Consider the following 23796-nt stretch of genomic DNA (forward strand, 5'->3'; position numbering starts at 1 on the left):
TAACGACAAGGTGTTTGTTAAGCATAGCTGCTAACAAATTTTGCTAATCTCTCACAAAACTATTCATCAGAGTTAGCTTCAGCATTTTGATACGCTTGTAGGAGCCTAGCATGATCGAGAGTAAATCCTACTTGCATCGCTATCTGTGCAAATAAATCAATCTCAGATTGTTGCCAATCACGGGGTTCGGAACATTGGTGTGCAATTAACAAGCCAAATAGCTGCTCATCTTTGATAATTGGTGCTACTAAATTTGCTTTCACACCAAAAGATTCGAGCAGGTTAATGTGACAATCAGCCAAACTAGACTCATAAATGTTGTTGATTGCGACAACGCGACCAGACTGATACTTTTCTACATAGCCTTGAGTGAAACAGGGGTCATGGATTTTAGACCGCAAAACTTTGGGATAACCTGGAAGCACTGATTCAGCAATAATAATTCCAAACCAATTAGCGTAAAAGCTATAAACTAACACTCGGTCAGTATTTAGTGCTTTGCGAACCTCTTCCACTGTGGTTTTGATGACATCCTCTTCCTTGAGAGATTGGCGAATTTTGCAGATAATATCCACCAATAAATGACTTCGCATACTTTCAGCTTCGATTCGTTGCAGCAGTCTTGCATGGTCGAGAGCAAATCCTACTTGCATCGCTATCTGGGCAAATAAATCAATCTCAGATTGTTGCCAATCACGGGGTTTGGAGCACTGATGTGCAATTAACAAGCCAAATAGCTGCTTATCTTTAATAATGGGGGCTACTAAATTTGCTTTCACAGCAAAGGATTCGAGCAGTTTAATGTGACAATCAGCTAAACCGACTTCATAAATGTTGTTTATGGCTAGAACGCGACCAGACTGATACTGTTCTACATAGCCTTGACCAAAACATGGGTCTCGGATTTCAGCTTGCAAAACTTTTGGGTAGGTGAGAACAACTGATTCGGCAATCACAATTCCAGACCAATCAGCGTTAAAACTATAAACCAGTATTCGGTCAGTACTCAGTACTTTACGAACCTCTTCTACGGTGGTTTTCAGAACATCCTCTTCGTTGAGCGATTGGCGAATGCTGCCAATCGTATCCGCCAGCAACCGACTTTGCACACCTTCAGCATCGATTCGTTGCAGGAGTCTTGCATGGTCGAGAGCAAATCCCACTTGTATGGCTATCTGGGCAAATAAATCAATCTCAGGCTTTTGCCAATCACGGGGTCTGGAGCATTGATGTGCAATTAACAAGCCAAATAATTGTTCATCTTTGAGAATGGGGGCAACCAGATTTGCTTTCACGGCAAAGGATTCGAGCAGGCTAATGTGACAATCTGTCAAATCAGCTTCATGAATGTTATTTGTGGCTTGAACGCGACCAGACTGATACTTTTCTATATAGCCCTGAGTGAAACATGGGTCTTGAATTTCAGCTCGCAAAACTTTTGGATAACCTGGAACCACTGATTCGGCAATTACAGTTCCAACCCAATTAGCGTTAAAGCTATAAACCAGCACTCGGTCAGTACTCAGTACTTTGCGAACTTCTTCTACGGTGGTTTTGAGGACATCCTCTTCGTTGATCGATTGGCGAATGCTGCGGGTAGTTTTTATAAATACCTGAGCTCGATCTGCCTTTGAATCTACCTGTTCTAGAAGCTTGGCGTAGTCAAGAGCAAATCCCACTTGCATGGCTATGTGAGCGAATAAATTAATCTCAGACTGCTGCCAAAAGCGAAGTCTAGAACACTGATGTGCAATTAATAAACCAAATAGCTGCTTGCCTTTGAGAATCGGCGCTATTAAATTAGATTTGACAGCAAATTGCTCTAACAGCTCAATATCACCATCACTGAGATTGGCTTGATAGATATCATCAATAGCACGGATGCAACCATTCTGATATTTTTCTATATATCCTGCCTCAAACCCAGTGTTAGAGACTAGAATCCCTAACATTTTCGGTAAACCAGGTGCTACTGATTCGGCAATAAAGGTTCCATTACAGTTGGAGTTGAAGCAAAAGATGGTTACGCGATCGATGCTTAAAGCTTTACGAATTTCTTCTGAGGTAGTTTTGAGAACATCTTCTTCATTGAATGATTCTCGAACCCAGCGGGTAATTTTTATCGATAGCTGGGAGTAATCAGCTTCGGCTTCTTTTTGTTGTAGCAAACCCGAAAGCATCTCTGTAAATAAGTTTATGTTGCTCTCTAACATCACTAATTCATCTTGGCTAGCCATGAAAGATTGAGTAAACTCACTGTCTGGACGTAGCTTATTTTTGATAATATTAGAAGTTGTAGCAGCCTTGTGGATCCGACTAATAAATCGATTCATCACAAAAACAGCGATCGCACCTGCTAAAATTGCTGTCACTCCCATACTAGTTAACAAGAGTGACAATTGTCTTTGTAGAGCAAGTTCTGTTTCTGTTGAACTTTTTGCACTTTCTTGTCTTACTTGCGGAATTTGTGTATTAATTAAATTAGTGCCATAGTTGTAAGTAGCTGTTCCAATTGCAACTACAGGAAGCACACTGATACTTAGTGCCCAAACTATTGCTTTAGTCTTTAAACTCCATTTTTGTTGCCAGAGTCTCTGTTGGCGATTTCGTCTTGCTTGGTTTTGAGAAAAAGACTGACTCATAAATGAAACCTGGATTGCTGCAATTGAGAATCAAGTAAATAACCTCACCACCAAATTCTATACAAACCTTATTAAACAAAAACTAGCTTTGAGGAGTATTTTGAGGCACTAATCTTCTAGGTCATGTTTCATAATGTTTTTATTTGCTTTCAACTCGAAAAAATTGGGTTTGATAATAGGCTTGTTAACAATCAAATGGCGATCGCTTGGTTAGAATGTCTTATTTTCTCATTAGGAGTTCTGGTTTTCTAACAAGACAGCCAAACAATCTTTATTTTTTAACGACAGTTTTATAGACTTCCACAGTTACTCTTACCCGTAGTATAGGACTCATATTTGATTTCTGAAATACACGTAGGGTGCGTTAGCCTTTGGCGTAACGCACCAGTTAACGATTTAGGTGCGTTAGGCTACGCCATAACACAACGCCAGTCCGCTCAAGTCGGGAAACCCGCCCACGCGGCTGGCTCCCCTACAGATACTTAGATTTTTTCATAAATCAAATCGGATTCCTATATCATCTTTGCTTGATTATCTAGTATTTTTCAAGTAGATGAGATGAAGAGTGCTGTTAGCGGATAGCTAAGGTTTAGCCCGTCCTGGGTTGCAAGATCGCCCACAAGGGGCCTTGCTCAAACCCAAGTACATAAGTAAGTACTGAGTAATTCTTAATTCACTCGCTTGCCGAGGCACTCACTACTCAGCACTGAGTAGGGTAAAAAATCCAGGATTTAAAATCAGACACAAAGAGTTTCTCCTGCCCTCTGCCCTCTGCCCCCTGCCTCCTGCCTCCTGCCCCCTGCCCCCTGCCTCCATAGCCTAATCTGCAATTAACTCTACTGCATCTCGTCCATCAGAATTTTGTAAGTAAACTTTGACAATTTCTTCTTTAGCTGTAGGCAACTTCTTGCCAATAAAATCTGGATGAATTGGTAATTCTCGATGACCTCTGTCTACTAACACAGCTAAACGAATCACCTCTGGCCTACCGTAATCGTTGACTGCGTTCAAAGCAGCGCGAATCGTCCGTCCTTTGAAAATCACATCATCCACGAGTACAACCGTTTTCCCGGTAAGGTCAAAAGGAATTTCGCTTTTCGTTGGAGTCCGCAATCCAATTTTGTCAAGGTCATCTCGATAAAATGTAATGTCCAAAGCACCGACTGAGACTGTTACATCTTCGAGCGTCTCAATTTGACGCGCCAATAATTCGGCTAATAACGCACCTCTGGTATAAATACCAAGAAGCACCAGTTGAGACAAATCACGTGTCCTTTCGACAATTTGAGAGGCAAGGCGAGTCAAGGTACGACGGATTTCTTCAGATGAGAGAATTTCAACTACTTTGGCAGACATAGCGAGTCATAAGTTAGGAGTGAGAAGTTAAGAGTTAGGAGTTTTTATTCTTAACTCCTGTACAGACAAGGGTTAATCGCGTCTCTAACTTTATATAGCGGTTTGCAGTTGAGTCCAATACAGACCTAACCCCCAACCCCTTCCCTAGCAGGGAAGGGGAGTAAGATTCAAAGCCTCTCTCCTCTTAGGAGAGAGGAATGGAAGTGAGGTCAAAACTGTACTGCACTCAAACGAGAACCGCCATATTTACAATTACCTATTTGCGAGCATTAAGAATATAGCGATCGCTATCCCTAACCATAGCAAAAAACAATATCGAGTCAGCTGTAAAGCATTCTGAATAGAACTTGCAGTAATGGCATAAATAGCATCTCCTAGTAGTGGTTTGTATTTAGCTACCCCCCGATACCAATTTTTACCCCCCATCTGCACACCCAAAAAAGCCGCATAGGCGCACTCACTCCAGCCAGAATTGGGACTAGGATCGTTAATTGCATCCCGACGACAAATTTGCCAAATATGTATCGGTTTACCAGATAGCAGCGCCAGAGTCACAACTGTTAACCGACAAGGTAGCCAAGTCAAGCAATCTTCTAACCGCGCACAGAACCATCCTAAATAAGTATAGGGTGCTTCCCGATAGCCCACCATTGAATCGAGGGTACTGCTAGCTTTATATGCTAAAGCCAAGGGAGTTGGCCCCACAACTGGGATAAAGACACCAACAATTGCATAAAAAAGTGGAGCCATTACCCCATCGGTGGCATTTTCTGCAACCGTTTCTAAAACGGCTCGGGAAATTTCTGCTTGTGAGAGGTTTTGGGTATCTCGACCAACGTAATTACTTAAAATCTTCCGAGCCTTCTTTAAATCTCCGAGTGTTAAAGGTTGTAAAACAGCCTCTGCTGCTGCTCGCAGACTTCTGCCAGCAAAACAACTAGCCAAAAGAATGCTATCTATTGCAATTCCTAAGAGTGGATGAACCCATCTGGCAATTTGAATAATCAAAAAGCCAACAAGACCGCTACCAATTATTAAGATAATACCTAGTACAATTCCAGCTAGGCGTTGTGTTAGAGAATTTTGACACAAGTGGAGAAAAAATTTGGTTAGGCGAGAAATTATCCACCCCATAACTTGCACTGGATGAGGCCAATCCCAAGGATCGCCAATTAAGTAATCTAAAAATGTTGCAATTATTAAGATATAGATATTATTAGTCATAAGTTACAAGTCAAGGGTTAAAAGTCAAGAGTCAATATTTCGACTATTGACTGGAGGCGGAGCGTCTTTGGCTCCGCTCTTGACTAAACCACAAAACTAGCTTCTTCTCCAAGGGAAGCTTGCCGACTCCGAGCATCGTAATAAAGGTCTGCCAGAGTAATACTATACAAAGCTTCTTTGAGCTTTTGGTTGACTCTCTGCCAGAGGCTAAACGTTACCCAGTCTTCAGCTTGTGTAGGTGCTGAGGTCTGATGAGGTAAATGGCTAGTCTCGCCAACAGCTTCTAAAATTTGTCCTATAGATATCTGTGCAGGCTCTCTGGCCAATTGGTATCCGCCAATGCTACCACGAATTGATTTAACTATTGACGCACGACGCATTTCTATTAGTAGTTTTTCGAGGTAAGGAGCTGGAATATCTTGGCGTTTAGCGATCGCTCTCACAGATACAGGCCCATATCTTGGTTGTAAACTTAAATCTAGCAACGCCTTCACACTATAGTGTCCTCTGGTAGTTAATTTCATTTTGGCAAGTTTTGTTGTTTGTTCTTTGTTTTCGTTGGCACTGCATCTCCCTGAAAAGAAATTCTGATGGTCGGCTTCTGACTCTTAGACTTCTTTAGTTTGTGATTTGTAAATAACCAATGACTAATTACCAATGACCAATGATTAAGGATCAGTTTTGCTTATCATTCTGTGACTCAGTTCTCATCCTTAAGAAATAGACAACCTTTAGAGCGTTAGTTTAGAAAACTTAAAACTTATATAGTCTAGCAGTAATTCACAAACTATATATATAGTTATCAGCATTGCCAGCATTCTCTAAAATAAATTGTCTTGGCAATATTGTTAATGGCATAACAATTGTGCAACTGAGTGTAATATACTTGGCTAGGTTGAGATAAAAACTAAAGGATTACGTTCCTGTTAGCTCAACCTCAGCTAAAATAAAATCGATTCAAACACTTCAAACATTCATTTTCGACCTAAGTTGATGCCTAAACAGAAAAAAATTGAACCCTTACTCGGTGAAGAACTGCTCAAAAAAGTCAAAGAGCTAGAGAACGAGAGCAAAGAAGATAAAGCCAAGAAATGCGGCTACTATACCGTTACCAAAAATGGTATAGAGCGTGTCAATATGATGAAGTTCTTAAATGCCCTAATTGATGCTGAAGGCATTCAGTTAGACAGTACACCTAGTGCTAATGGGCGTGGTGGACGTAGTGCTAGCTATAGAATTAGCGTGCAATCGAATGGTAACTTACTTATAGGTTCAGCTTATACAAAACAGATGAATCTTAAACCAGGAGATGAGTTTGCGATCACTTTAGGCAAAAAGCACATTCGTCTGAGACAGGTAGATCCAGAAGATCGCGAAGATGGTGAAGCCATAGAAGCCACGGCTTAATAAATATAAATGGTCATTAGTCAATTGTCATTTGTCCTTTGTGAAAACCAATGACCAATGACCAATGACCAATGACTAATGACCAATGACTAATGACTAATATGCTAAATAGTGGCGAAGTGCCTTGCGCGTAACTGCTAAATTACAGGTTAATGTAATTTGCTCTTTTTCTAATAAACCCAAAATGCGATCGGGTTTGTCTCGTGCTACCACTGGTAATTGATGTAAACCTCGAAGACTCATCCGGTCTAAAGCCTCAGATAAAAGTTCATCTTGCCATGCATAGAGAATTTCAGTAGTACAAATGTCTATGAGGGTTTGACTGGATAAATTATCTGGAATTTCAGTTAGGGGATTTGGGTATGTTTGCCAAATAGCAAGGGCACGGTTAATATCTTCCAAAGAAAGTATACCAACTAATTGCTCTGCTTGATCAAATACTAAAGCACTACGAACGCGATCGCGGGTCATTTCCACAGCGGCATCTAATACTCCCAAAGTTGCAGGTAACTTTTTGGGACAGGGATACATGGCATCTTCTACCAAAATTTGCTGCACAATTTCTGCTTGTTCATCTTTCAATTCCGAAAGACCAATTTGTTGTAAATTAGAGTTAGAGTTAAAAGTCGGTTTAATCCTTTCTACTAGCCAAACACTCAAACCCACAGCTGCCATCAACGGTAAAACAATTCGATAGTCGCGGGTTAATTCAAACAGCATTAAAATAGCCGTTAACGGCGCTCTCACACTAGCAGCCAGTACTGCTGCCATTCCCACCATTGCGTAAGCTGGGGGAGCCGCCATTTGATCGCAAATTGTCGGGAATGCTACAGCCAACATTTTGGCATAAGCCGATCCAAAAGAAGCACCTAAAAACATTGCTGGTGCGAACAAACCACCGATGAAACCACTACCTGCACTAATTGCAGTCATCAATAACTTCACCACCAACAACATCACCAATAAGTAGAGTGGAAACTCTACATCTTGAAGCATTGCTTCTACAGTTTCATAACCGACGCCCAGAATTTGCGGGAACTGCAAAGCAACAGCGCCAATTATCACACCGCCAATAATTGGATGAATCGGCTGAGGAATTCGTCCGAAAAATGCAAAACCTGGAACCTTCCCAGCAAAGCAGGCTTTTGCTCCCCGAATTGATTGAGTATAAGCCAGAGAAACTAGGCTGGCCCCTAAACCCAAACCAAGATAAAGAGGTAATTCCAAAGGACTGCGAACCTGGTAAACAGGTAAATCAAAAGCAGGTTGGGCCCCCAAACCAATTTGGGCAATTAATGCTGCTACCACCGCCGCTAGCAGCACCACACTGACAGCAGAAGTAGCAAAAGATGTAGCTCCCATCACTACCTCTAAAGCAAAAAATACTCCAGCGATGGGAGCATTAAATCCCGCCGCAAGTCCAGCCGCCGCGCCAGCACCCAACAGCAAACGCTGTCTTTCTTGAGATACCTTGAGGATCACAGACAACAACATCCCAAAATTTGCGCCAATTTCGACACTCGGCCCCTCTGGTCCCAAAGAAGCACCGCTCCCTAAAGAAACAGATGCAGCCAGCATTTTGGTAACTGGTCGTAGTGGTCGCCTAATCTCTGTTCCCTGAGAGGCGGCGATCAGAGATGAAAGTCCAGGGCCAAAATCTTGAGTGCGCCAACGCATCAAGCCAACAATTAATCCGCCAAGGGTGGGAACGCAAGCTAAAGTCCAAGCACCCCAGGCGCCAATTTGACCCATTAAATTTTCCAGCATCAGCTGGTGAACCAACTGGATTAAATAGTGAAAGGTGACTATACCCATACCAGTACCACCGCCAATAAGCATGGCTAAAAACAGCACAACTGTTTCTGGGGATGGTTGAAAACGATTAATTAGGTGAGCTAAACGAGCGGAAGGTGTAGGAAAGGCAGGTTGTTCCGTTACCTTCCTCAGTTGAGTGGGAGGCAAGAGAGTCATTGAGAGGCAGGGTAAATGTAAGAAAAAATTTAAATTTTTATCTGTTACTTATCATTGTGAGCCATTATTTAGCAACCGGACAAGTAGACTTTATTTGCTTAACTTCCAAAGCTTTCGCTAAAAATGTCATTGTGCAAAATTTGTGTGGGGAGAATGGTTAAATGAGAGAGAATTATTATTTAAGGGTTAGCGATGCCTAAGTTGGGTGTAGCTGTGGCTAGTGGGGCGGGAGCTACGCCCAACGCTATTTTTTCTAGAGACAACAAAGTTTTTTCGGCTGGGTGGACGCACCCGTAAACATTAACCATGAGTCATCCTTGCTTAAATCTAGCTATACTCGTGTTGCGACCATTGAGCCATCCTTGGTAGTAATAGAATGTATGTATGGTTGATGCCCGATCTTAGACCATACATTGATCCCAATTCAATATAGCTATTGTTATAGAGCGAGTAAATGGACTAGGCGGACGAGGTAAATGAATATACACACTTTTGATAATCATTATGTTACTTGCCCAATTTGCCAAAGAAATGCCACGCCAAAACCAGTTAAAACGCGCATGGGCTTGTTTTGCTGTCCCTATTGCCAGGAAAGGCTAGTAGTTTGCCAAAGTGGTCATTATGTCCGCGATCCGTTTACTTGGAGACAATTGATGATGTCTTCGTCCCTACGTCGTCAAAGCCGACCTTTAGCGAGGATTCTCAGAGATTTTGTCTTACTCAAGCGTCCTATGGTAGCTTTGGCTGTAGGAAGTGCCATTTTCTTTGGTGCGATCGCTTTGACCCAAGAAAAGACAAGCTATGATAGCCAAATTCTTCCCACAACAGAGAAAGTTAATGACGCAGGAAACAAATCTCAGTAAATGGATTACTTTTGTATAAATCCTAAATTCCTAAATTTGGAACTTACAGCAGGGCGATCGCGAGAATCTTGGCTCTAGACTTTGGATCGCAATTTCTCTGCATCCTCATACCAATAGTTACCCCGACATTACCGAATAATCAAACACATACCAGAGGTATTTATATATCAGATAGTTTAGATTTTGGTGGCATCAAGCTGCCTCCCCAAAATATTGAAGCCGAAGAAGCAGTCTTGGCTGGCATCCTGTTAGACCCTGAAGTGATAGGAAGGGTCGTAGTGGTGCTTCTTCAGATACCCTCGAACCAACTAAATGACCAATAAAAGCACCAACTATTCCACCAAGCAATCCTCCCAAAAATGAGTAGAAAAATAACTTGAGAGTTACTTGAATATTTTGACTATACAGTAGATAAATTATTGCCCAGAGCAATCCTATGATTGCTGAGATTACTACTGGTACTATTATATAAAAAACTATCCCTTTCATCACTTTTTTTGCGGTCTTAGCTATGGGTAAATATATAAGGTTCGCTAAGGGCGAACAATCAGCCTTAGTGTTATAGCCCTCACAATTCTAATGCGCGAATTAATAATGTACGAATTTTGAAGTGATTTGACTATTGCTATTTGGGCATGAAAAAATAAGTACTACTAGCGTACTCTCTCTCAAAGAACCTTCTAATAATGTCCATCCCAAACCTGATACTTTAATAAAGTATCGACTTAAATAAAATACCAATAATTAGACCAACTATTCCAGCAATCAAACCGGCACAAAAGAAGTAGAAAAACAATTCAAAACTTGCTTGAATATTTTGGGTATATCTGAAATAAAATATTGCCCAAATGGCTCCAAGCATTCCTAAAATTACTGTTGGAATCGTTACGATTGCTATAACACTTTGAGTTTCCATTTATATATATATAGTATTATGAGCCGTAAAAGTTTCTAGTTAAACACATAACATAAAAGACCGGAATTCGGCAAGAAATCAAAAAATATGCACGAATAGGAACTATAAACACGTACTTATCCAGAACGGATTATGAATAAAATCTGATGAAAATCAATCCTCCTAAAACTGCTCCCACAATAATGCCTATAATCCAGAAAATTGAAATCCAAACAAGCCAGCTGGCGCTTTCAGAGCTAAAAATGAAATCACCTGGAAATTCCTTAGATACCGTCGAACCAACTAAATGACCAATAAAAGCACCAACTATTCCACCAAGCAATCCTCCTAAAAATGAGTAGAAAAATAACTTGAGAGTTACTTGAATATTTTGGCTATACAGTAGATAAATTATTGCCCAGAGCGATCCTATGATTGCTGAGATTACTACTGGTACTACTATATAAAAAATTATCCCTCTCATCACTTTTTCGCGGTCTTAGCTATGGGTAAACATATAAAGTTCAGACTTAATAGTAACATGACAAAAAATATCGCCATAAAACGGGAGCATCCCAATTTTGCAAAAAGAGGGGAAAAAATCCAGATTATTAGCGAACAACAAAACCCTGTAGAATATATCTGGTTGCAAGCAAAAAGTTTAATTCGAGAATTTTATTTTTTCTGCCATTCTTTTTCCATCGTCAAGGGATTATTTGAATTGTTGATTCCTTGTCAAATTTTTGACTTTCCTAAACTTCATGAATATGGTGTTTTCTGATGAATCATTTAGGATTGCTATATTGTTTCTTTATGCTTATCTAATTATCATTATATTAATTTGAAAATCGGGACACCACAGCATCTACAATTTACTGTCTGGCAATACTTGGGGTGAAAAGATTGCCTGTAACGACTCATAGTAAGCGAGAAAATAAGCAGTCTGTTCTGGTTCCAAACGAGAGCAGATTTCAGTACCGAGTAAGTGAATTAATTATTGCCGCACCAATTCCCAGCGCACCTTTAATCGAGGAGACAACATAACACACAGCGGAAATAGCTCTTGTTGTATGGCACTAATATTGTTCTCCAAAACACAGACCTATAGATATACCTGGAACATCTCTATATCACGGACACTTGAAATGTTAATGTTAGCGTCATTTAAACGACTCAAGCATAGAGAAATCAATCTCATCAGGCAAACCGCAAAATTACGCAGTTTATCATTTATTCAAACTGAGTTGCAGGTTTTTTACACTTTTTGGAAGAAGGCGATCGCCACACGATTATCATTTATCTTTTAGGCGATAATCTGATTTTTTCCTGGTCGCTTATTTTGTGGCAGTAAAAATTACTACAAAAATGTCAAATAATTCCGAATATATTAAGTATTAATTTTCATAAGATAAAATAAAACTTCAGATAAATTACTTAATTTGTTGTAGTTTTAAAAGTAGTTTTGTTTAAGGCAAAAAAACTATGTTCAACAAAATATTAGCAACAAGTGTCGTAACAGTCGGATTAATGATGACTGTTTCAATTTCTGCGGCTCAAGCCAACCCTAAAGCAATGACCTGGAAAGTGTTCGGAAAACCTTTAGTGGTTAACTCCAAAACCTATGTTTTGTTCGGTTCGGATAATGAACAACCCGATGGTACTAATCCTTATGAAGGCGACACTAATATCAACGAATATCGTTCACTTCTCTGTATTAAAAAGACAAATGCTTTAGCACCAGTAGGTCTGCCTCCGTCGTCGATAACACCTGGCGGTGCGACTAAGAACTCTTGGTCTGGCGGTACAGTATTGGTGATTCCCAATATCCAAGGAAAGCAATTAACGTCTCAAGCAGTTGCAGACAATATATGCAATCAGGTAGGACAAATTGTTCGTGGTGTCTCTGGATATCGGATGGCAGAATTCCATGATGGTACTGGTATTTACGCTGGATGGAGTTTCTGGGCGCAAGCTTATGGTGATATAAACGGTTTAGCACGGTGTTCGCGCTATTGGGTTAACATTAACGATCAACCTGCGACTCCTTGGTAAGGTGAGTATTTGTAAACGCAGGAGACAGGAGGGACAAGGGGACAAAGAGATAAACAAAACTCAGCACTGACTCAACCCTAGCTATCCGCTAACAGAATTCTTTTGCCCCATGCCCCATACCCCATATTTATAGCCGATTAGTATCTTTTGTAACTAACTTCCAACCTTCAGCTTGGTCAATTAGCTTCATCGACTCTAGTTGAAGATTGTTGAAAGCAGATGCATGAAGTAGGAAGTAGGGTTGACCGTTGTAGTGCCAATAATATTCTAGTTCACCAACAGAAGCAGGAATGATGGTGCGATCGCTATAATAATCCAACGAGGGACGATGGTAGGGAAAAGATGTGTAAATCTTCCTTGTCGCTGGATTTGCTCGTACAATCATGGCGGCGACTGGTTTAACTGGATAGGCTTCAGATAATTCCCAAACCCAGTAGTTAGATTTCATTAACAGCAGCAGCGAAATATAACTTCCCCAAAACAAAATCTTCAGAAATTGTCCGTCACCTCGTTCTGCCAAAATAGCTGCTAAGGTCATAGTTAAAGCTACGGCGGCAAAAATCAGTTGTAAGTCTGTTTTTGGTGTTGTACCCGAACTGAAATAAATGCTACCAGCAGAAGCAGCCACAGCAAGTATTGCTAAACCAGCGACCCAAGCACGGGGATAAGATGAGAGTAAAGGCGAATTTTCTGTATCTGATAACTGGATACCAAAGGCTAAAGCTAAACTAGGGTAAATCGGGAATAGATACCAGGGAACTTTGGTAATCATGAAGGAAATTACCAGCAGATAAACCCCACTCCATGCCATTACTAATTTTGCCCAGCTAAGGTTGCGATTTTCCCAGGTTAAACGGACAGTTTGTGGTAAGAACAATAACCACGGCCATGTGTATTTGAGAAGTTCAATCACATAGTACCAAGGTGGTTCAGAATTACTTTCTACAACTGAACCAATTCGGCCTAGTGATGGGTTTGCAATACCAATTTGGGCGAAAGTATAACCATAGTGAATTAGTTGGGCACCATACCAACCAGCTACAGGTAGAATGCCAATTAAGATTGCTATCCAGAGATAGTAACAAGTGAGCAGTCGTGGCGTATCCCAAAACAGAAATACAAGTGCGATCGCACCGAGTAATACGCCTAGCAGCCCTTGAGTTAAACAAATAAACCCAAAGCTGATGCCAACACCAAGACAATAACGTAAATCCCGGCGCGATCGCAACACACACAACATCATCACCATCAAAAAACTTACCATCGCCCCATCCAACATTGCCAGCCGCCCATGACGCACTACAGGTAGCATTGTTAGATAAATCAAGGCGCTATAAATAGCAGCCCAACGTTGGCGAAATATCTCTCGAGCAATGCAATACAGTAAAGGTACAGATGTTGCTGTTAAAATTGCTCCAGGTAAGCGCGTTGTCAACTCATTTTCGCCTCCTAGAGAATAAGCCCAAGCTATTAGCAAATGCATCAAAGGCGGCTTGTCATGATATGGTTCGCCTCCTAACGTTGGGTAAAGCCAAGGCATTGAACCTGATGGGGCGTGCCAAATTTCACGAGCAACCTGTGCCACAGTACCTTCATCCCAATCTCGCAGCGGCAACCCTCCCAGATTGATGCTAAACAGTAATACTGCTGCCAACAGCAATACTATTAGCCATACCCAATCAATCCATTTTCCAACCGTGCGATGCTGTTTTTCCAGATGACTCCAAATAAAGCTTCCTTCTTGCATATTCTCTGGTAATCATTTTACTTGCTGGTTTGATTACATAGAGACATCTAGCGAATCTCCAATGTTGCCACCCAGTAACAACGTATGTTTTTAACAATTGCTAGTTTCCAAGATTAACTCAATTTTTTCTAATTAGCGCTATTTTTTGAAAAAATTATATTGGTTATTTAAATAACATTTAGTCCAAAAAATGATAAAAATAATACAAGCGATCGATAATTTATTACCTGTTAGATAGTCCGTAAATAAACTTGTACTTTATTTTGTATGTGATGCTTGGTTTCAATTTTATCTACTTAGTTTTTATCTAGTTAATTTCAAAAAATTAGTAAGCGATCGCTACACTAATTCAATAGTGTACTGAATAATTTAATGAACTATATAATATTTTTAAGAAAGTTTTTACAAAAATAATAATTATTTATTGCTTACAAAGCTATTTAATCATTAATAATCAAAAATCCTTGTTGAATAAAATTATCTAAATCAGAAAATTTTATATTTTAAATTTAATTAAGTAGATATTGAATTACAATATCTATGATATACAATTTTTTAAGCACTTTTGATAACAATAAACAGCTAAAAAATTATTGGAGATTGTCAATGAATTTACCTGTAGTTGTAGATATTACTCTTGGCTTAGTTTTTATTTACTTGATTTTGAGCTTGCTAGCTTCGGAAATCCAGGAACTAATTGCCACATTATTACAATGGAGAGCTAAACATTTAAGAACTTCGATTGAATTACTTTTATCAGGTGGTAGTGAAAGTGAAAAATCAGATATTATTAATGCAATCCAGTTGGTACAGAAACTTTATAACGATCCTTTGGTTAATACATTGAATCACCAAGCCAAGGGTAAACTAGAAAAGCATTTCCAGGAAATTACCAAAAACCCTGATAAACTAGTACTAGAAAAACAAAGCGGCCCTTCCTATCTTCCTTCTGAAACATTTGCAACTACTTTATTAGATACCTTAAAAATTTCCCAGCTAATTAATCATGTTAAGCATCCTAGTGAAGAAGGAAAAACCAACTTGCACATGATATTAGCCTCATATAAAGAACTTAAAAAAGGTATAAACGAGCCAACGAGTGCAAGTTACACAAAAATTAAAGAAATTTATGGAGAAATTGACCAAAAATTTATAGATTTTGTTAATAATGAGTTACCTGATGAAGTCCCTAATAATTTAATCAAGAGCCTTTGTGTAATTGCTCAACGTACCAGAATAAAAGTTGGCGATCTCACAGAGGAAGCGGATCAATTTAAAAATGAAGTAGAAACATGGTTTGATCGCTCTATGGATCGAGCAAGCGGTGTCTATAAGCGCAATGCCAAAGGAGTTGCTATTTTAATTGGAATATCAGTTGCCTTTTTAACCAATACTGATACATTTCACTTGGTTAAAAGACTATCAGAGGATTCGGTTATCCGCTCTACCATTACTCAAAGTGCAAGTCAACGAATCGATTATATCAATGATGAAGCAGCCAGAAGAGATATTGAGAAACTATTAGGAAATGCTTCTATACCGATTGGATGGCAAAATATTAATCAACAGTTTGAATTATTAGATACGACGAAATCGAATAGAGTTTATATCAGAATTTCACAGGTTTTTAAATTAATTTGTGGTTGGATAGTGAGTGGTTTTGCTATTGCTATGGGTGCACCTTTCTGGTTTGACATCCTCAATAAATTTATCAATGTGCGGAATGCAGGACCAAAACCTGCTGCTTATACTAAGGATCAACCATCTCAAAAATAGCGTTTCAATTAAATCAAAAAATAAAAATAACTTGGAGTTTTAATTCTTTATTCTGAAGAGTAATGTCAATTTGCCTGATAAATTCTCGAAAGTAAAATCGCCGTTCTGTTTCCGACAAATCTAACCAAAATTGTGGTAGAGAAACAGCTTGAGCAACAGAACGCAAGTTAACTGGGGGAAGAGTTGCTAGCTTTGCTTCGAGTGCAGAAATTTCTGTGCGGAGTTTGTAAGCCCTTAACTTTGCTGTTTCGGCATCTAAAATTCCAGTTTCAATTAAAGCGGGTAACTGAGCAAGTATTTCTTGCTGACGAGCGATCGCTTGTCCTAAACTATTCTTGACTGCATCCAACTGGGGAAAATTCATTCCTGCTACCGCCAGAGGTAAATCACGGCAAACCGTTTCAATTGTATGTTCTAAAACCTCTTGGTAGGAAACAGCCTTACACTTAGGGCTTTGGGGACAGCTAGTAGAACGTAAATAAAGATACTCTTTATCTTGGTTGCGTTGGGTAACACGGGTAACTGTTAGATGTGACTGACACTCAGCACAGACAACCAACCCAGCTAAAGAACGCGGTGCGCTAGCAGTTCGGGATGGTAAACGGCTGTTACGGCGTAAAAGTCGGTCAACTTGAGCTGCTTCTTCCTTAGAAATTATCGGAATATGGGTATTGGAGATAATTTCACCATTTTGATAGGCTGTATTGCCGCGATAGACTGGATTAGTCAGCCAGCGTCTTCCTGTGGTGACAGAGATTTTCTTGCCGTATTTTTTCGCCAAGTAACGCACTGAACCCCGCAAGGAACCATAAAGTAAAAAATGTTCAAAAAAATCTTTGACTACTGGTGAAGTACTGCGGTCAATGGTATATTTTCCCTTACCTCTGCGATAGCCGTAGGGAACTTTGCCGGGTGGCGGTGCAACCTCAAGACGATTACGGGCGTGTCCTTGGCGGATGCGACGACTACGTTGCTGTCGTTGGATTGCGTGTAGCAAATTCAGCAAGTCAGCGCCCAGAGGGTAATTTTCGGAAGTGTAGGGTTGTTCAGTGGCGATTACTGCGATTCCCATGACTTCAAGTTGATTGAGGCGCTCGCTAATTTCCTCTACAGTATCTCCCAATTCTTCCAACCGACGAATCAGGAGATAATCTGCTGGTTCAGTTTGGCAATCAGTAAATAATTGTTGTAATTGCGATCGTTCAGAAGAGTCTGGCTTGCCCAAATCTTCATAAACCCGATCCACCTCCCATCCCCAATCGGCTCGATCGGGAGAAGATTCTAATAGCGGATCGGTGTAAGAGTAAGCAATTATTTTCAAAGGTTTAGCGCAGCATCACAAAGAAATGATATCAGTTGTAACTACTAGCTTGACGACAAAACATTAAGTCATACTGTCCGCCACAGGTCGGCGGAAATAAACATACCATTCAAAACAGCCAGAAAGCCCAAAATTAAAACATGAGTGACTTTTGACTTTTGACTTTTGACTTCCGCCTTGCGGTACTAGTCCAGAATTCAAAGAAACCTTTAATTTTTGACTCTATCAAAGATCAATTCACAATTTACTTAGGGTTGCTATAAATACATTTTTTGCAATTTATTTATTCCAATCAGATGTTAGTTCAATAGTGCGAGCGCGTATTTTTAAATCAAAACCTTCTCGACGACAAATAATGTCATAGTAAACTACAGATTTAATAGATTGCCAAAAAGGCATCAATATTATGCCATTGATTAAATTTAAAATCATTAGTAGTAATGCACTGATAAACATTTTATTTTCATTAGCCCAATCTCCAGATAACAATAGGGAGATTAGTTGTATTAAAAGGTTGAATCCTCTACTATAAATCAACCATCCTAAAATTTGTATAGGTAAAGTAATTACAAATGATATGAATATAATGGCAATAATTCGCCATGTTAAACCCTTGCTTAATTCTCTACTTCTCTTAATTGCACCAATGAAGTTAGTATCATCTTCTATTGCTAGAGGTAAATCAGTAATGAAGAAACGCGAGTAAAACCACAGAGGGCTGAAATAAATACCTATAGCTGTTGGAATAATGATGATTCTAAATATAATATTGTCAAAGGGATTTGCTTGATTGATTGGTTGAGATATGGCACTAAAAATTCTTGGTAATATTACATATATTATTCCCGCAGTTATTGAAATTCCAATGTAAAAAATAAAAAATTGTAATAAACATATTAATATAACTAGAATTGCAGTTATGAGAAACTGCCAAAATCTTTTTTTAATCTGAATTTTGGCAACTTTTGAGCTTTCAGGCTGACCACTAATTTCACTAAACGCTAAACGGGAAATTAAACCAGCGAACGCATAAAATTTTGCCCATCCATAAATCGGGACTATTAGCCATAAATGGGCAAATAATGACAAGCGAGAAAATTTTTTGAAATTTGAACGATATAGATAGCTAGCAAGGCTAACAATATTACCAATATTAAACTGCTGCGTAAGATTTGGAAGCATAGGAATTAGGGACTAGGGATTAGAAACTAAAAGGATGTTTTAAAAGTTGGAACCAGTCAAAAATCATGCAAGTCGTCTGACCATAATACAATACGGTTCAGTTAAGGCTAAAAAGCTTATTAGTGATGTTAAATCTCGGAGCTTCGACTCGTTGTCCAGTACCTATGTGTTTTGGCTTTTTGGAAGGAAACTTGCAGGTATAGCTATCTCAATCGCTTTTAGCAAATCGCTACTTTGTATCGTTGGAGACAATAGTTAAAAATCTTTCAGATGTACCACAGTCAATTTCCAGGCTTGGAAATAATCCTTAATTTACCTGACTTTGCGGCTTAACTGAACCGTATTGCCTTTTAGAGGTATGGCAAAGCGTCAGAAGCCTTACTAAGTTAAATCACTGCAACCTAGTTATTGTAGTTACAATTTTTAGTCATTTACGGTACAAGGATTAACAGCGCTTCACAATTAGCAGTAGTTGGTTCGTAATAACCTCTAACAAAAATAAAACCAATTAGCCCGGTATAACAATATCATTTTTGCGTTTCAGTTGGTAATATGATTGATTGTCTGTAAAAAGACACTTATACAGTTGATGGGTTAAACACAGAGGAAAAAAGTAATTGATTCAGCCTTTATTTATATTTATTATCTATAAGTGGTGACACCCACGAAATAAAGTCAAGTTTGCGATCGTCAAAAGCCGGGGATTCTACTGTTATGGCAAAACTCACTCTTCCGAAGCTGGAACGTCACTTATTTGCGGCGGCTGATATTTTACGCGGCAAAATGGACGCTTCTGAATATAAGGAATTTATCTTTGGGATGTTGTTTTTAAAGCGGGCTGCTGATGTGTTTGAGGTGCGCTATCAGCAAATTGTTAAGGAATTTATGGGTAAAGGGGAGAGTGAAGAAGCCGCTAAGGAAAGGGCCAACAACCCTAACCGCTACGTTCCAACTAATACAGAAGCTTATACGTTATTTGTACCACCACAATCTCGTTGGAGTACTATAGTTAACACCTTTCATCAACAAATAGGTAATAAACTTAATACTGCCTTACACAGTCTTGCTGATGCTAATCTGGCGGTGTTGCAGAATGTTTTTGAGCATATTGATTTTAATCGGCAGGTGGGTGGCAAAAGTACGTTAAGCGATTTGCAATTACGTCAAATGATAGAACATTTTGACAAGCGATCGCTACGGAATGAAGATTTAGAATTTCCCGATTTATTGGGTGCAGCCTATGAGTATTTAATTTATTTTTTTGCTGACTCTGCTGGTAAAAAGGGCGGTGAATTTTATACTCCCCGTGGAGTGGTGAAGTTAATGGTGCGAATTGTCAACCCCCAAGAAAGGATGGAGGTTTATGACCCCTGTGTGGGTTCGGGGGGAATGTTAATTTTATCTAAGCAGCACATAGAAGAACACGGTGGAAATTCCCGCGATTTGAGACTCTACGGACAAGACAATAATGGGGGAGTTTGGGCTATCTGCAAGATGAATTTATTACTGCATGGAATCCCCAATGCTGTGCTTCAGAACGATGATACCTTGATGGTGCCGATTAAAGAGGGGGGAAATTTAAAGCATTATGACCGAATACTGAGTAATCCACCGTTTTCGCAAAACTACAGCCGGGGTAATAAAGATAACCCGATGGAGTTTCTTGACAGATTCCGCGTTTTTTGCCCTACAAGTGGAAAAGCTGATTTGATGTTTGCCCAGCACATGCTAGCGGTGTTAAAGCAAGATGGGATTATGGCGACAGTTATGCCTCACGGGGTACTATTTCGCGGTGGAGAAGAAAAGAAAATCCGCCAGTTATTTATTGAAGAGGATAATTTAGAGGCGGTGATTGGCTTACCACCACAATTATTTTATGGGACAGGGATTCCGGCGTGTATTTTGGTGATGCGTCCCAGAGGTGCCAAACCAAAAGCGACTCAAGGTAAGGTGTTATTTATCAACGCTGATGCGGAATTTCAGGCTGGACGCGCTCAAAATTCATTGCGTCCTGAACATATAGAAAAAATTGTCTCGGCTTATGAAGATTTTACAACCAATGCTGATTATCCTGGGATTGCTGGTTATGCGGCGGTAGTAACGCAACAACAATTGGCTGACTACGAATACAACTGCAATATTCGCCGCTATGCTGATAATACCCCACCGCCAGAACCTCAAGATGTGCGATCGCATCTTTTGGGCGGTGTACCCAAGTCTGAGGTGGATGCAAAGCAAGAATTGTTTACTAGTCACGGTTTTGACCCGATGACTTTGTTGCAACGGCGCTAGGGGTAAACGTGGAAAAACGATTGTACCCCCACCCCGCCAAAGCTACGCTTTGTTTCCCTTCTCCGCAGGCATACGGTGTACACACAAATGCGATCGCAAAAGCAGCAAATGCGAACGCCAAAGTAACAAATGCGATCGCAAAAGCAGCAAATGCGATCGCCAAAGCAGCAAATGCGTTCGCCAAAGCAACAAATGCGATCGCCAAAGTAACAAATGCGAACGCCAAAGCAACAAATGCGAACGCCAAAGCAACAAATGAGTTCGCAAAAGTAACAAATGCGATCGCCAAAGCAACAAATGCGTTCGCAAAAGTAACAAATGTGTTCGCAAAAGTAACAAATGTGTTCGCAAAAGTAACAAATGCGTAGGCGTAGCCCGCTGCAGGCATCATTGTTATTGCAATACTGCAAATCTTTGGTGATAAGGTTTTTCGCGTCAGTTTTACCCCACCCTAACCCTCACGCCACATGCTTAAAGTCGGCAGAGCCGCCCAACGCAGTGGCTCCCCTTAGAAAGGGGAGGGAACTGTATTTCTGGTTTCCCCCCTTTCTAAGGGGGGATTAAGGGGGGTAATTTGACTTGTGTATACACCGTAGGCAAGCGGTAAGAGGTTGGGGGTGGGGTTCTTGAAGTTAAATAAGCAATCAAGTAGACATGATATAACAAGCTGATACGAATTAATAAATATGGAAGAATATTTAGATTTTCAGCCAACGTTAACGGAACGCGCCCAAATTAAGCAGCGCATTGAAACAGATGCCGGGATTGGACAACAGGAGGAGAAACTACGGCAAGTTACTCTCAATTGGTGGCAGCAACATCAACAGCGTTTAATTGATTTGCCTAAAAACAAGCAGTTGATGAAGCTACGGGCAGAATTTTTACAGACCTTTGAAGCGGCGGTGCGTCCCATTGGTTTGTTAGATAGGTTTAAGACTATGGGAGTCATTGCTAGCTGGTGGGAAGATGCTTATGAGGTTTCTGCTGATTTGAAACGTTTAGCGAATTTGGGTTTTAAAGGTTTGATTGATTCTTGGGTGGATACAATTCGGGATGCTTTGGAAGATACGGAAAGTAAGCAATCTGGTAATAAGTTTGACGCTTTGAGTCACAAAATTGTCCCGGCGCTGGTTCCGCAGTATTTGCAACAGTTGGAAGATGCTGAGGCGGAAGTTGCGACGTTGGAACAGGAGAAAGAAGCCTTTGAACAAGGGGAGGAAGGGGAAGCGTCGGAAGAGGGGGAAGCTGTTAATTTTGTCAAGCAATTAGAAGAACAACTGAAGGAATTGAAATATTCAATTAAGGATGGTCAAAAACGGCTGAAGGAATTGCTGGGAACTGACCGTAAGAAGGGGTCGATTAAGTACGAGAAAAAGCAGGGTAATGATGCGACTGTTTTAGAAGAGGAATTGGGTAATCTGCAATCAATGGTGATTCCAAAAGAGCAGGAAATTGCTGAGATTGAGGTGCAGTTACAACCCTACAAGGAGATTTTGGAAAGGTTGAAGGAAGCACGTAAGTCTGTGCGGGAGTTGAAAGGGTTGCTTGTAAAAGAGTTGGAAGCAGCGAGTGCAGGTTTGAGTGAGGAGAAAGCGCAGGGGTTGGTGTTGGATTTGTTTAAGGCGGATTTGTTGATGCAGTTGGAGAGATATGTGAGTGAACACCGTCAGATGGTGATTGCTGCGGTAGAGAATTGGTGGGATAAGTATAAGGTGACGTTGGGGGAAATTGAGAAGGAGGAGGAGGAGGTTAATCAAAAGTTGAGTGAGTTGTTGAAAGGGTTGGGATATGCGTAAGGCTCAGGAATCTCAACATTACTGGAAAGAAGTGGCAATAGGCTCTGTTGCTGATGTCGAGGTTGGAGGCACACCCAGCACCGCAGTCCCAAGCTTTTGGGGCGGAAATATTCCTTGGATGTCTTCAGGAGAAGTAAACCAATATCGTATTAGTAATGTACAAGGCCGCATCACAGAATCAGGTTTACGCTCTTCCAATGCAAAATTTATTAACCCACCAGCAGTTGCACTTGCTTTAGCAGGGCAAGGCAAGACAAGAGGAACTGTTGCCTTAACCCTCATTTCATTATGTACAAACCAGTCTGTAGCTCTCATAAAAGGGCGTGATGAGTTGCTCGATACAGTGTTTCTTTTCCACGCTCTTGATGCTCGTTATGACGAACTTCGTACCAGATCCGCAGGAGGAGGTCGTGCTGGATTATCAAAGTCAATTATTGAAGCTATTCCAATAGCGTTACCTGAGTTAATTGAACAGCAAAAAATTGTTGAAATTCTCGACGCGATTGATAAAGCGATCGCACTCACCGACACCCACATCTCAAAACTCAAAAAAGCTAAAGCCGGACTGCTGCACGACCTCCTGACACGCGGTATTGACGAGCATGGCGAACTGAGAGATTATACACGTAACCCTGAATTGTTTAAGCGATCGGCACTGCGTAAAATTCCGAAATATTGGAGTGTTGAGTTAGTTGGTGAAGTATTTGATATGCAGCTTGGCAAGATGCTGAGTAAAGCTTCAAAAAAAGGACACAACCCTTATCCTTATTTGGCAAACCGTCATATCCAGTGGGAAAGGATTGATATAACAAATCTTGAATGGATGGATTTCAACAGTCAGGAACGCGAAAAGTTTGTATTATTATCAGGCGATTTATTGGTTTGTGAAGGTGGAGAATCAGGGAGAACTGCTATATGGAAAGGGGAGCTAGAAAATTGTTATTTCCAGAAAGCAATACATAGATTACGACCTAAAGATTATCGTATTATTCCTGAGTATATGCTCAGATTTATGCGTTGGGCTTATGACTATGCATTGCTTACAGAGCTAACTTCAAAAACTAGTATTACTCATTTAACAAGTGAAAAATTTGCAATTCTGCCAATTTCGTTACCTCCTACAGAAGAACAGCAAAGAATTATCCAAGTTTTTGAAAGGCACGAAGAACGAATTATCAATAAAGAAACACGATTAGAAAAACTCAAACTATTAAAAAAAGGCTTAATGTCAGACCTCTTAACCGGACGAGTGCGCGTCAAAATTTAATCAAA

Annotated in this window: 20 protein-coding genes and 2 pseudogenes; 11 read left to right on the plus strand and 11 right to left on the minus strand. The window is 40.2% G+C overall.

The window, feature by feature from the left end; genetic code table 11:
• Positions 1–59 precede the first annotated feature (59 nt).
• On the minus strand, positions 60–2642 hold the full coding sequence (locus V7K41_RS08755) for a GAF domain-containing protein (RefSeq protein WP_334847286.1): 2583 nt from the start codon (positions 2640–2642) through the stop codon (positions 60–62).
• A gap of 336 nt (positions 2643–2978) precedes the next feature.
• Here V7K41_RS08755 and V7K41_RS08760 point away from each other — a divergent pair, with 336 nt between their 5' ends.
• Complete coding sequence (locus tag V7K41_RS08760; protein ID WP_334847287.1) at positions 2979–3128, plus strand: hypothetical protein; 150 nt, start codon at positions 2979–2981, stop codon at positions 3126–3128.
• A 333-nt stretch (positions 3129–3461) separates the two neighbouring features.
• Here the strand turns inward: V7K41_RS08760 and pyrR are convergent, their stop codons facing one another.
• The 3 genes from pyrR to V7K41_RS08775 all read right to left on the minus strand — a co-directional run bounded on the left by pyrR (position 3462) and on the right by V7K41_RS08775 (position 5746).
• Positions 3462–3998: a bifunctional pyr operon transcriptional regulator/uracil phosphoribosyltransferase PyrR gene (gene pyrR / locus V7K41_RS08765; protein WP_334847289.1), complete on the minus strand. Its 537-nt coding sequence runs from the start codon at positions 3996–3998 to the stop codon at positions 3462–3464.
• A gap of 252 nt (positions 3999–4250) precedes the next feature.
• Entirely contained in the window at positions 4251–5222 is a 972-nt protein-coding gene (cbiB, locus tag V7K41_RS08770) for an adenosylcobinamide-phosphate synthase CbiB (RefSeq protein WP_334847290.1), read from the minus strand.
• An 83-nt stretch (positions 5223–5305) separates the two neighbouring features.
• Positions 5306–5746, minus strand: coding sequence for an Rrf2 family transcriptional regulator (locus V7K41_RS08775; RefSeq protein ID WP_334847292.1), 441 nt, complete (start codon positions 5744–5746; stop codon positions 5306–5308).
• 469 nt (positions 5747–6215) lie between these two features.
• On the opposite strand from V7K41_RS08775, the gene V7K41_RS08780 reads away from it, so the two are divergent.
• On the plus strand, positions 6216–6629 hold the full coding sequence (locus V7K41_RS08780; RefSeq protein WP_334847294.1) for an AbrB family transcriptional regulator: 414 nt from the start codon (positions 6216–6218) through the stop codon (positions 6627–6629).
• A gap of 96 nt (positions 6630–6725) precedes the next feature.
• Here V7K41_RS08780 and V7K41_RS08785 read toward each other — a convergent pair whose 3' ends face one another.
• Both V7K41_RS08785 and V7K41_RS08790 read right to left on the minus strand, forming a co-directional pair.
• Entirely contained in the window at positions 6726–8600 is a 1875-nt protein-coding gene (locus tag V7K41_RS08785; protein WP_334847296.1) for a chloride channel protein, read from the minus strand.
• Between the two features lie 179 nt (positions 8601–8779).
• A complete protein-coding gene (locus V7K41_RS08790) occupies positions 8780–8908 on the minus strand; it encodes a hypothetical protein (protein WP_334847298.1) in 129 nt (42 codons plus the stop codon).
• Between the two features lie 168 nt (positions 8909–9076).
• Here V7K41_RS08790 and V7K41_RS08795 point away from each other — a divergent pair, with 168 nt between their 5' ends.
• Positions 9077–9463, plus strand: a complete 387-nt coding sequence (locus tag V7K41_RS08795) for a hypothetical protein (protein WP_334847299.1) — start codon at positions 9077–9079, stop codon at positions 9461–9463.
• Positions 9464–9627: 164 nt separating this feature from the next.
• Positions 9628–9738 (plus strand): annotated as a pseudogene (locus tag V7K41_RS08800) (DnaB-like helicase N-terminal domain-containing protein); the annotation flags it as partial.
• Between the two features lie 434 nt (positions 9739–10172).
• Here the strand turns inward: V7K41_RS08800 and V7K41_RS08805 are convergent.
• Complete coding sequence (locus V7K41_RS08805; RefSeq protein ID WP_334847301.1) at positions 10173–10379, minus strand: hypothetical protein; 207 nt, start codon at positions 10377–10379, stop codon at positions 10173–10175.
• Between the two features lie 130 nt (positions 10380–10509).
• Positions 10510–10842, minus strand: coding sequence for a hypothetical protein (locus tag V7K41_RS08810; protein WP_334847303.1), 333 nt, complete (start codon positions 10840–10842; stop codon positions 10510–10512).
• Between the two features lie 135 nt (positions 10843–10977).
• Here V7K41_RS08810 and V7K41_RS08815 point away from each other — a divergent pair.
• Positions 10978–11139: pseudogene (locus tag V7K41_RS08815) on the plus strand (IS630 family transposase); the annotation flags it as partial.
• 701 nt (positions 11140–11840) lie between these two features.
• Complete coding sequence (locus V7K41_RS08820; protein WP_334847305.1) at positions 11841–12410, plus strand: hypothetical protein; 570 nt, start codon at positions 11841–11843, stop codon at positions 12408–12410.
• A 127-nt stretch (positions 12411–12537) separates the two neighbouring features.
• Here the strand turns inward: V7K41_RS08820 and V7K41_RS08825 are convergent, their stop codons facing one another.
• Positions 12538–14157, minus strand: coding sequence for an ArnT family glycosyltransferase (locus tag V7K41_RS08825; protein WP_334847307.1), 1620 nt, complete (start codon positions 14155–14157; stop codon positions 12538–12540).
• A gap of 606 nt (positions 14158–14763) precedes the next feature.
• Here V7K41_RS08825 and V7K41_RS08830 point away from each other — a divergent pair.
• On the plus strand, positions 14764–15933 hold the full coding sequence (locus V7K41_RS08830) for a hypothetical protein (protein ID WP_334847309.1): 1170 nt from the start codon (positions 14764–14766) through the stop codon (positions 15931–15933).
• A 13-nt stretch (positions 15934–15946) separates the two neighbouring features.
• Here V7K41_RS08830 and V7K41_RS08835 read toward each other — a convergent pair whose 3' ends face one another.
• Complete coding sequence (locus tag V7K41_RS08835) at positions 15947–17254, minus strand: recombinase family protein (protein WP_334847311.1); 1308 nt, start codon at positions 17252–17254, stop codon at positions 15947–15949.
• A gap of 279 nt (positions 17255–17533) precedes the next feature.
• Positions 17534–18436, minus strand: coding sequence for a hypothetical protein (locus V7K41_RS08840; protein ID WP_334847312.1), 903 nt, complete (start codon positions 18434–18436; stop codon positions 17534–17536).
• A 714-nt stretch (positions 18437–19150) separates the two neighbouring features.
• Between V7K41_RS08840 and V7K41_RS08845 the strand changes: the two genes are divergently transcribed.
• The 4 genes from V7K41_RS08845 to V7K41_RS08860 all read left to right on the plus strand — a co-directional run bounded on the left by V7K41_RS08845 (position 19151) and on the right by V7K41_RS08860 (position 23791).
• Positions 19151–20728: a type I restriction-modification system subunit M gene (locus tag V7K41_RS08845; protein WP_334847314.1), complete on the plus strand. Its 1578-nt coding sequence runs from the start codon at positions 19151–19153 to the stop codon at positions 20726–20728.
• A gap of 8 nt (positions 20729–20736) precedes the next feature.
• Entirely contained in the window at positions 20737–21096 is a 360-nt protein-coding gene (locus V7K41_RS08850) for a hypothetical protein (RefSeq protein WP_334847316.1), read from the plus strand.
• A gap of 318 nt (positions 21097–21414) precedes the next feature.
• A complete protein-coding gene (locus tag V7K41_RS08855) occupies positions 21415–22524 on the plus strand; it encodes a hypothetical protein (protein ID WP_334847318.1) in 1110 nt (369 codons plus the stop codon).
• Entirely contained in the window at positions 22517–23791 is a 1275-nt protein-coding gene (locus V7K41_RS08860) for a restriction endonuclease subunit S (RefSeq protein ID WP_334847320.1), read from the plus strand. The genes V7K41_RS08855 and V7K41_RS08860 overlap by 8 nt, the downstream gene beginning before the upstream one ends.
• Positions 23792–23796 lie beyond the last annotated feature (5 nt).

The organism is Nostoc sp. (genome assembly GCF_036917415.1).
Classification (GTDB): domain Bacteria; phylum Cyanobacteriota; class Cyanobacteriia; order Cyanobacteriales; family Nostocaceae; genus Nostoc.

Bases quoted from the DNA above. Each gene is read 5' to 3' on its own strand.
- V7K41_RS08755 (WP_334847286.1), bottom strand. From the start codon at position 2,642: ATGAGTCAGTCTTTTTCTCAAAACCAAGCAAGACGAAATCGCCAACAG.
- pyrR (WP_334847289.1), bottom strand. From the start codon at position 3,998: ATGTCTGCCAAAGTAGTTGAAATTCTCTCATCTGAAGAAATCCGTCGT.
- cbiB (WP_334847290.1), bottom strand. From the start codon at position 5,222: ATGACTAATAATATCTATATCTTAATAATTGCAACATTTTTAGATTAC.
- V7K41_RS08775 (WP_334847292.1), bottom strand. From the start codon at position 5,746: ATGAAATTAACTACCAGAGGACACTATAGTGTGAAGGCGTTGCTAGAT.
- V7K41_RS08780 (WP_334847294.1), top strand. From the start codon at position 6,216: ATGCCTAAACAGAAAAAAATTGAACCCTTACTCGGTGAAGAACTGCTC.
- V7K41_RS08785 (WP_334847296.1), bottom strand. From the start codon at position 8,600: ATGACTCTCTTGCCTCCCACTCAACTGAGGAAGGTAACGGAACAACCT.
- V7K41_RS08790 (WP_334847298.1), bottom strand. From the start codon at position 8,908: ATGGTTAATGTTTACGGGTGCGTCCACCCAGCCGAAAAAACTTTGTTG.
- V7K41_RS08795 (WP_334847299.1), top strand. From the start codon at position 9,077: ATGAATATACACACTTTTGATAATCATTATGTTACTTGCCCAATTTGC.
- V7K41_RS08805 (WP_334847301.1), bottom strand. From the start codon at position 10,379: ATGGAAACTCAAAGTGTTATAGCAATCGTAACGATTCCAACAGTAATT.
- V7K41_RS08810 (WP_334847303.1), bottom strand. From the start codon at position 10,842: ATGAGAGGGATAATTTTTTATATAGTAGTACCAGTAGTAATCTCAGCA.
- V7K41_RS08820 (WP_334847305.1), top strand. From the start codon at position 11,841: ATGTTCAACAAAATATTAGCAACAAGTGTCGTAACAGTCGGATTAATG.
- V7K41_RS08825 (WP_334847307.1), bottom strand. From the start codon at position 14,157: ATGCAAGAAGGAAGCTTTATTTGGAGTCATCTGGAAAAACAGCATCGC.
- V7K41_RS08830 (WP_334847309.1), top strand. From the start codon at position 14,764: ATGAATTTACCTGTAGTTGTAGATATTACTCTTGGCTTAGTTTTTATT.
- V7K41_RS08840 (WP_334847312.1), bottom strand. From the start codon at position 18,436: ATGCTTCCAAATCTTACGCAGCAGTTTAATATTGGTAATATTGTTAGC.
- V7K41_RS08845 (WP_334847314.1), top strand. From the start codon at position 19,151: ATGGCAAAACTCACTCTTCCGAAGCTGGAACGTCACTTATTTGCGGCG.
- V7K41_RS08855 (WP_334847318.1), top strand. From the start codon at position 21,415: ATGGAAGAATATTTAGATTTTCAGCCAACGTTAACGGAACGCGCCCAA.
- V7K41_RS08860 (WP_334847320.1), top strand. From the start codon at position 22,517: ATGCGTAAGGCTCAGGAATCTCAACATTACTGGAAAGAAGTGGCAATA.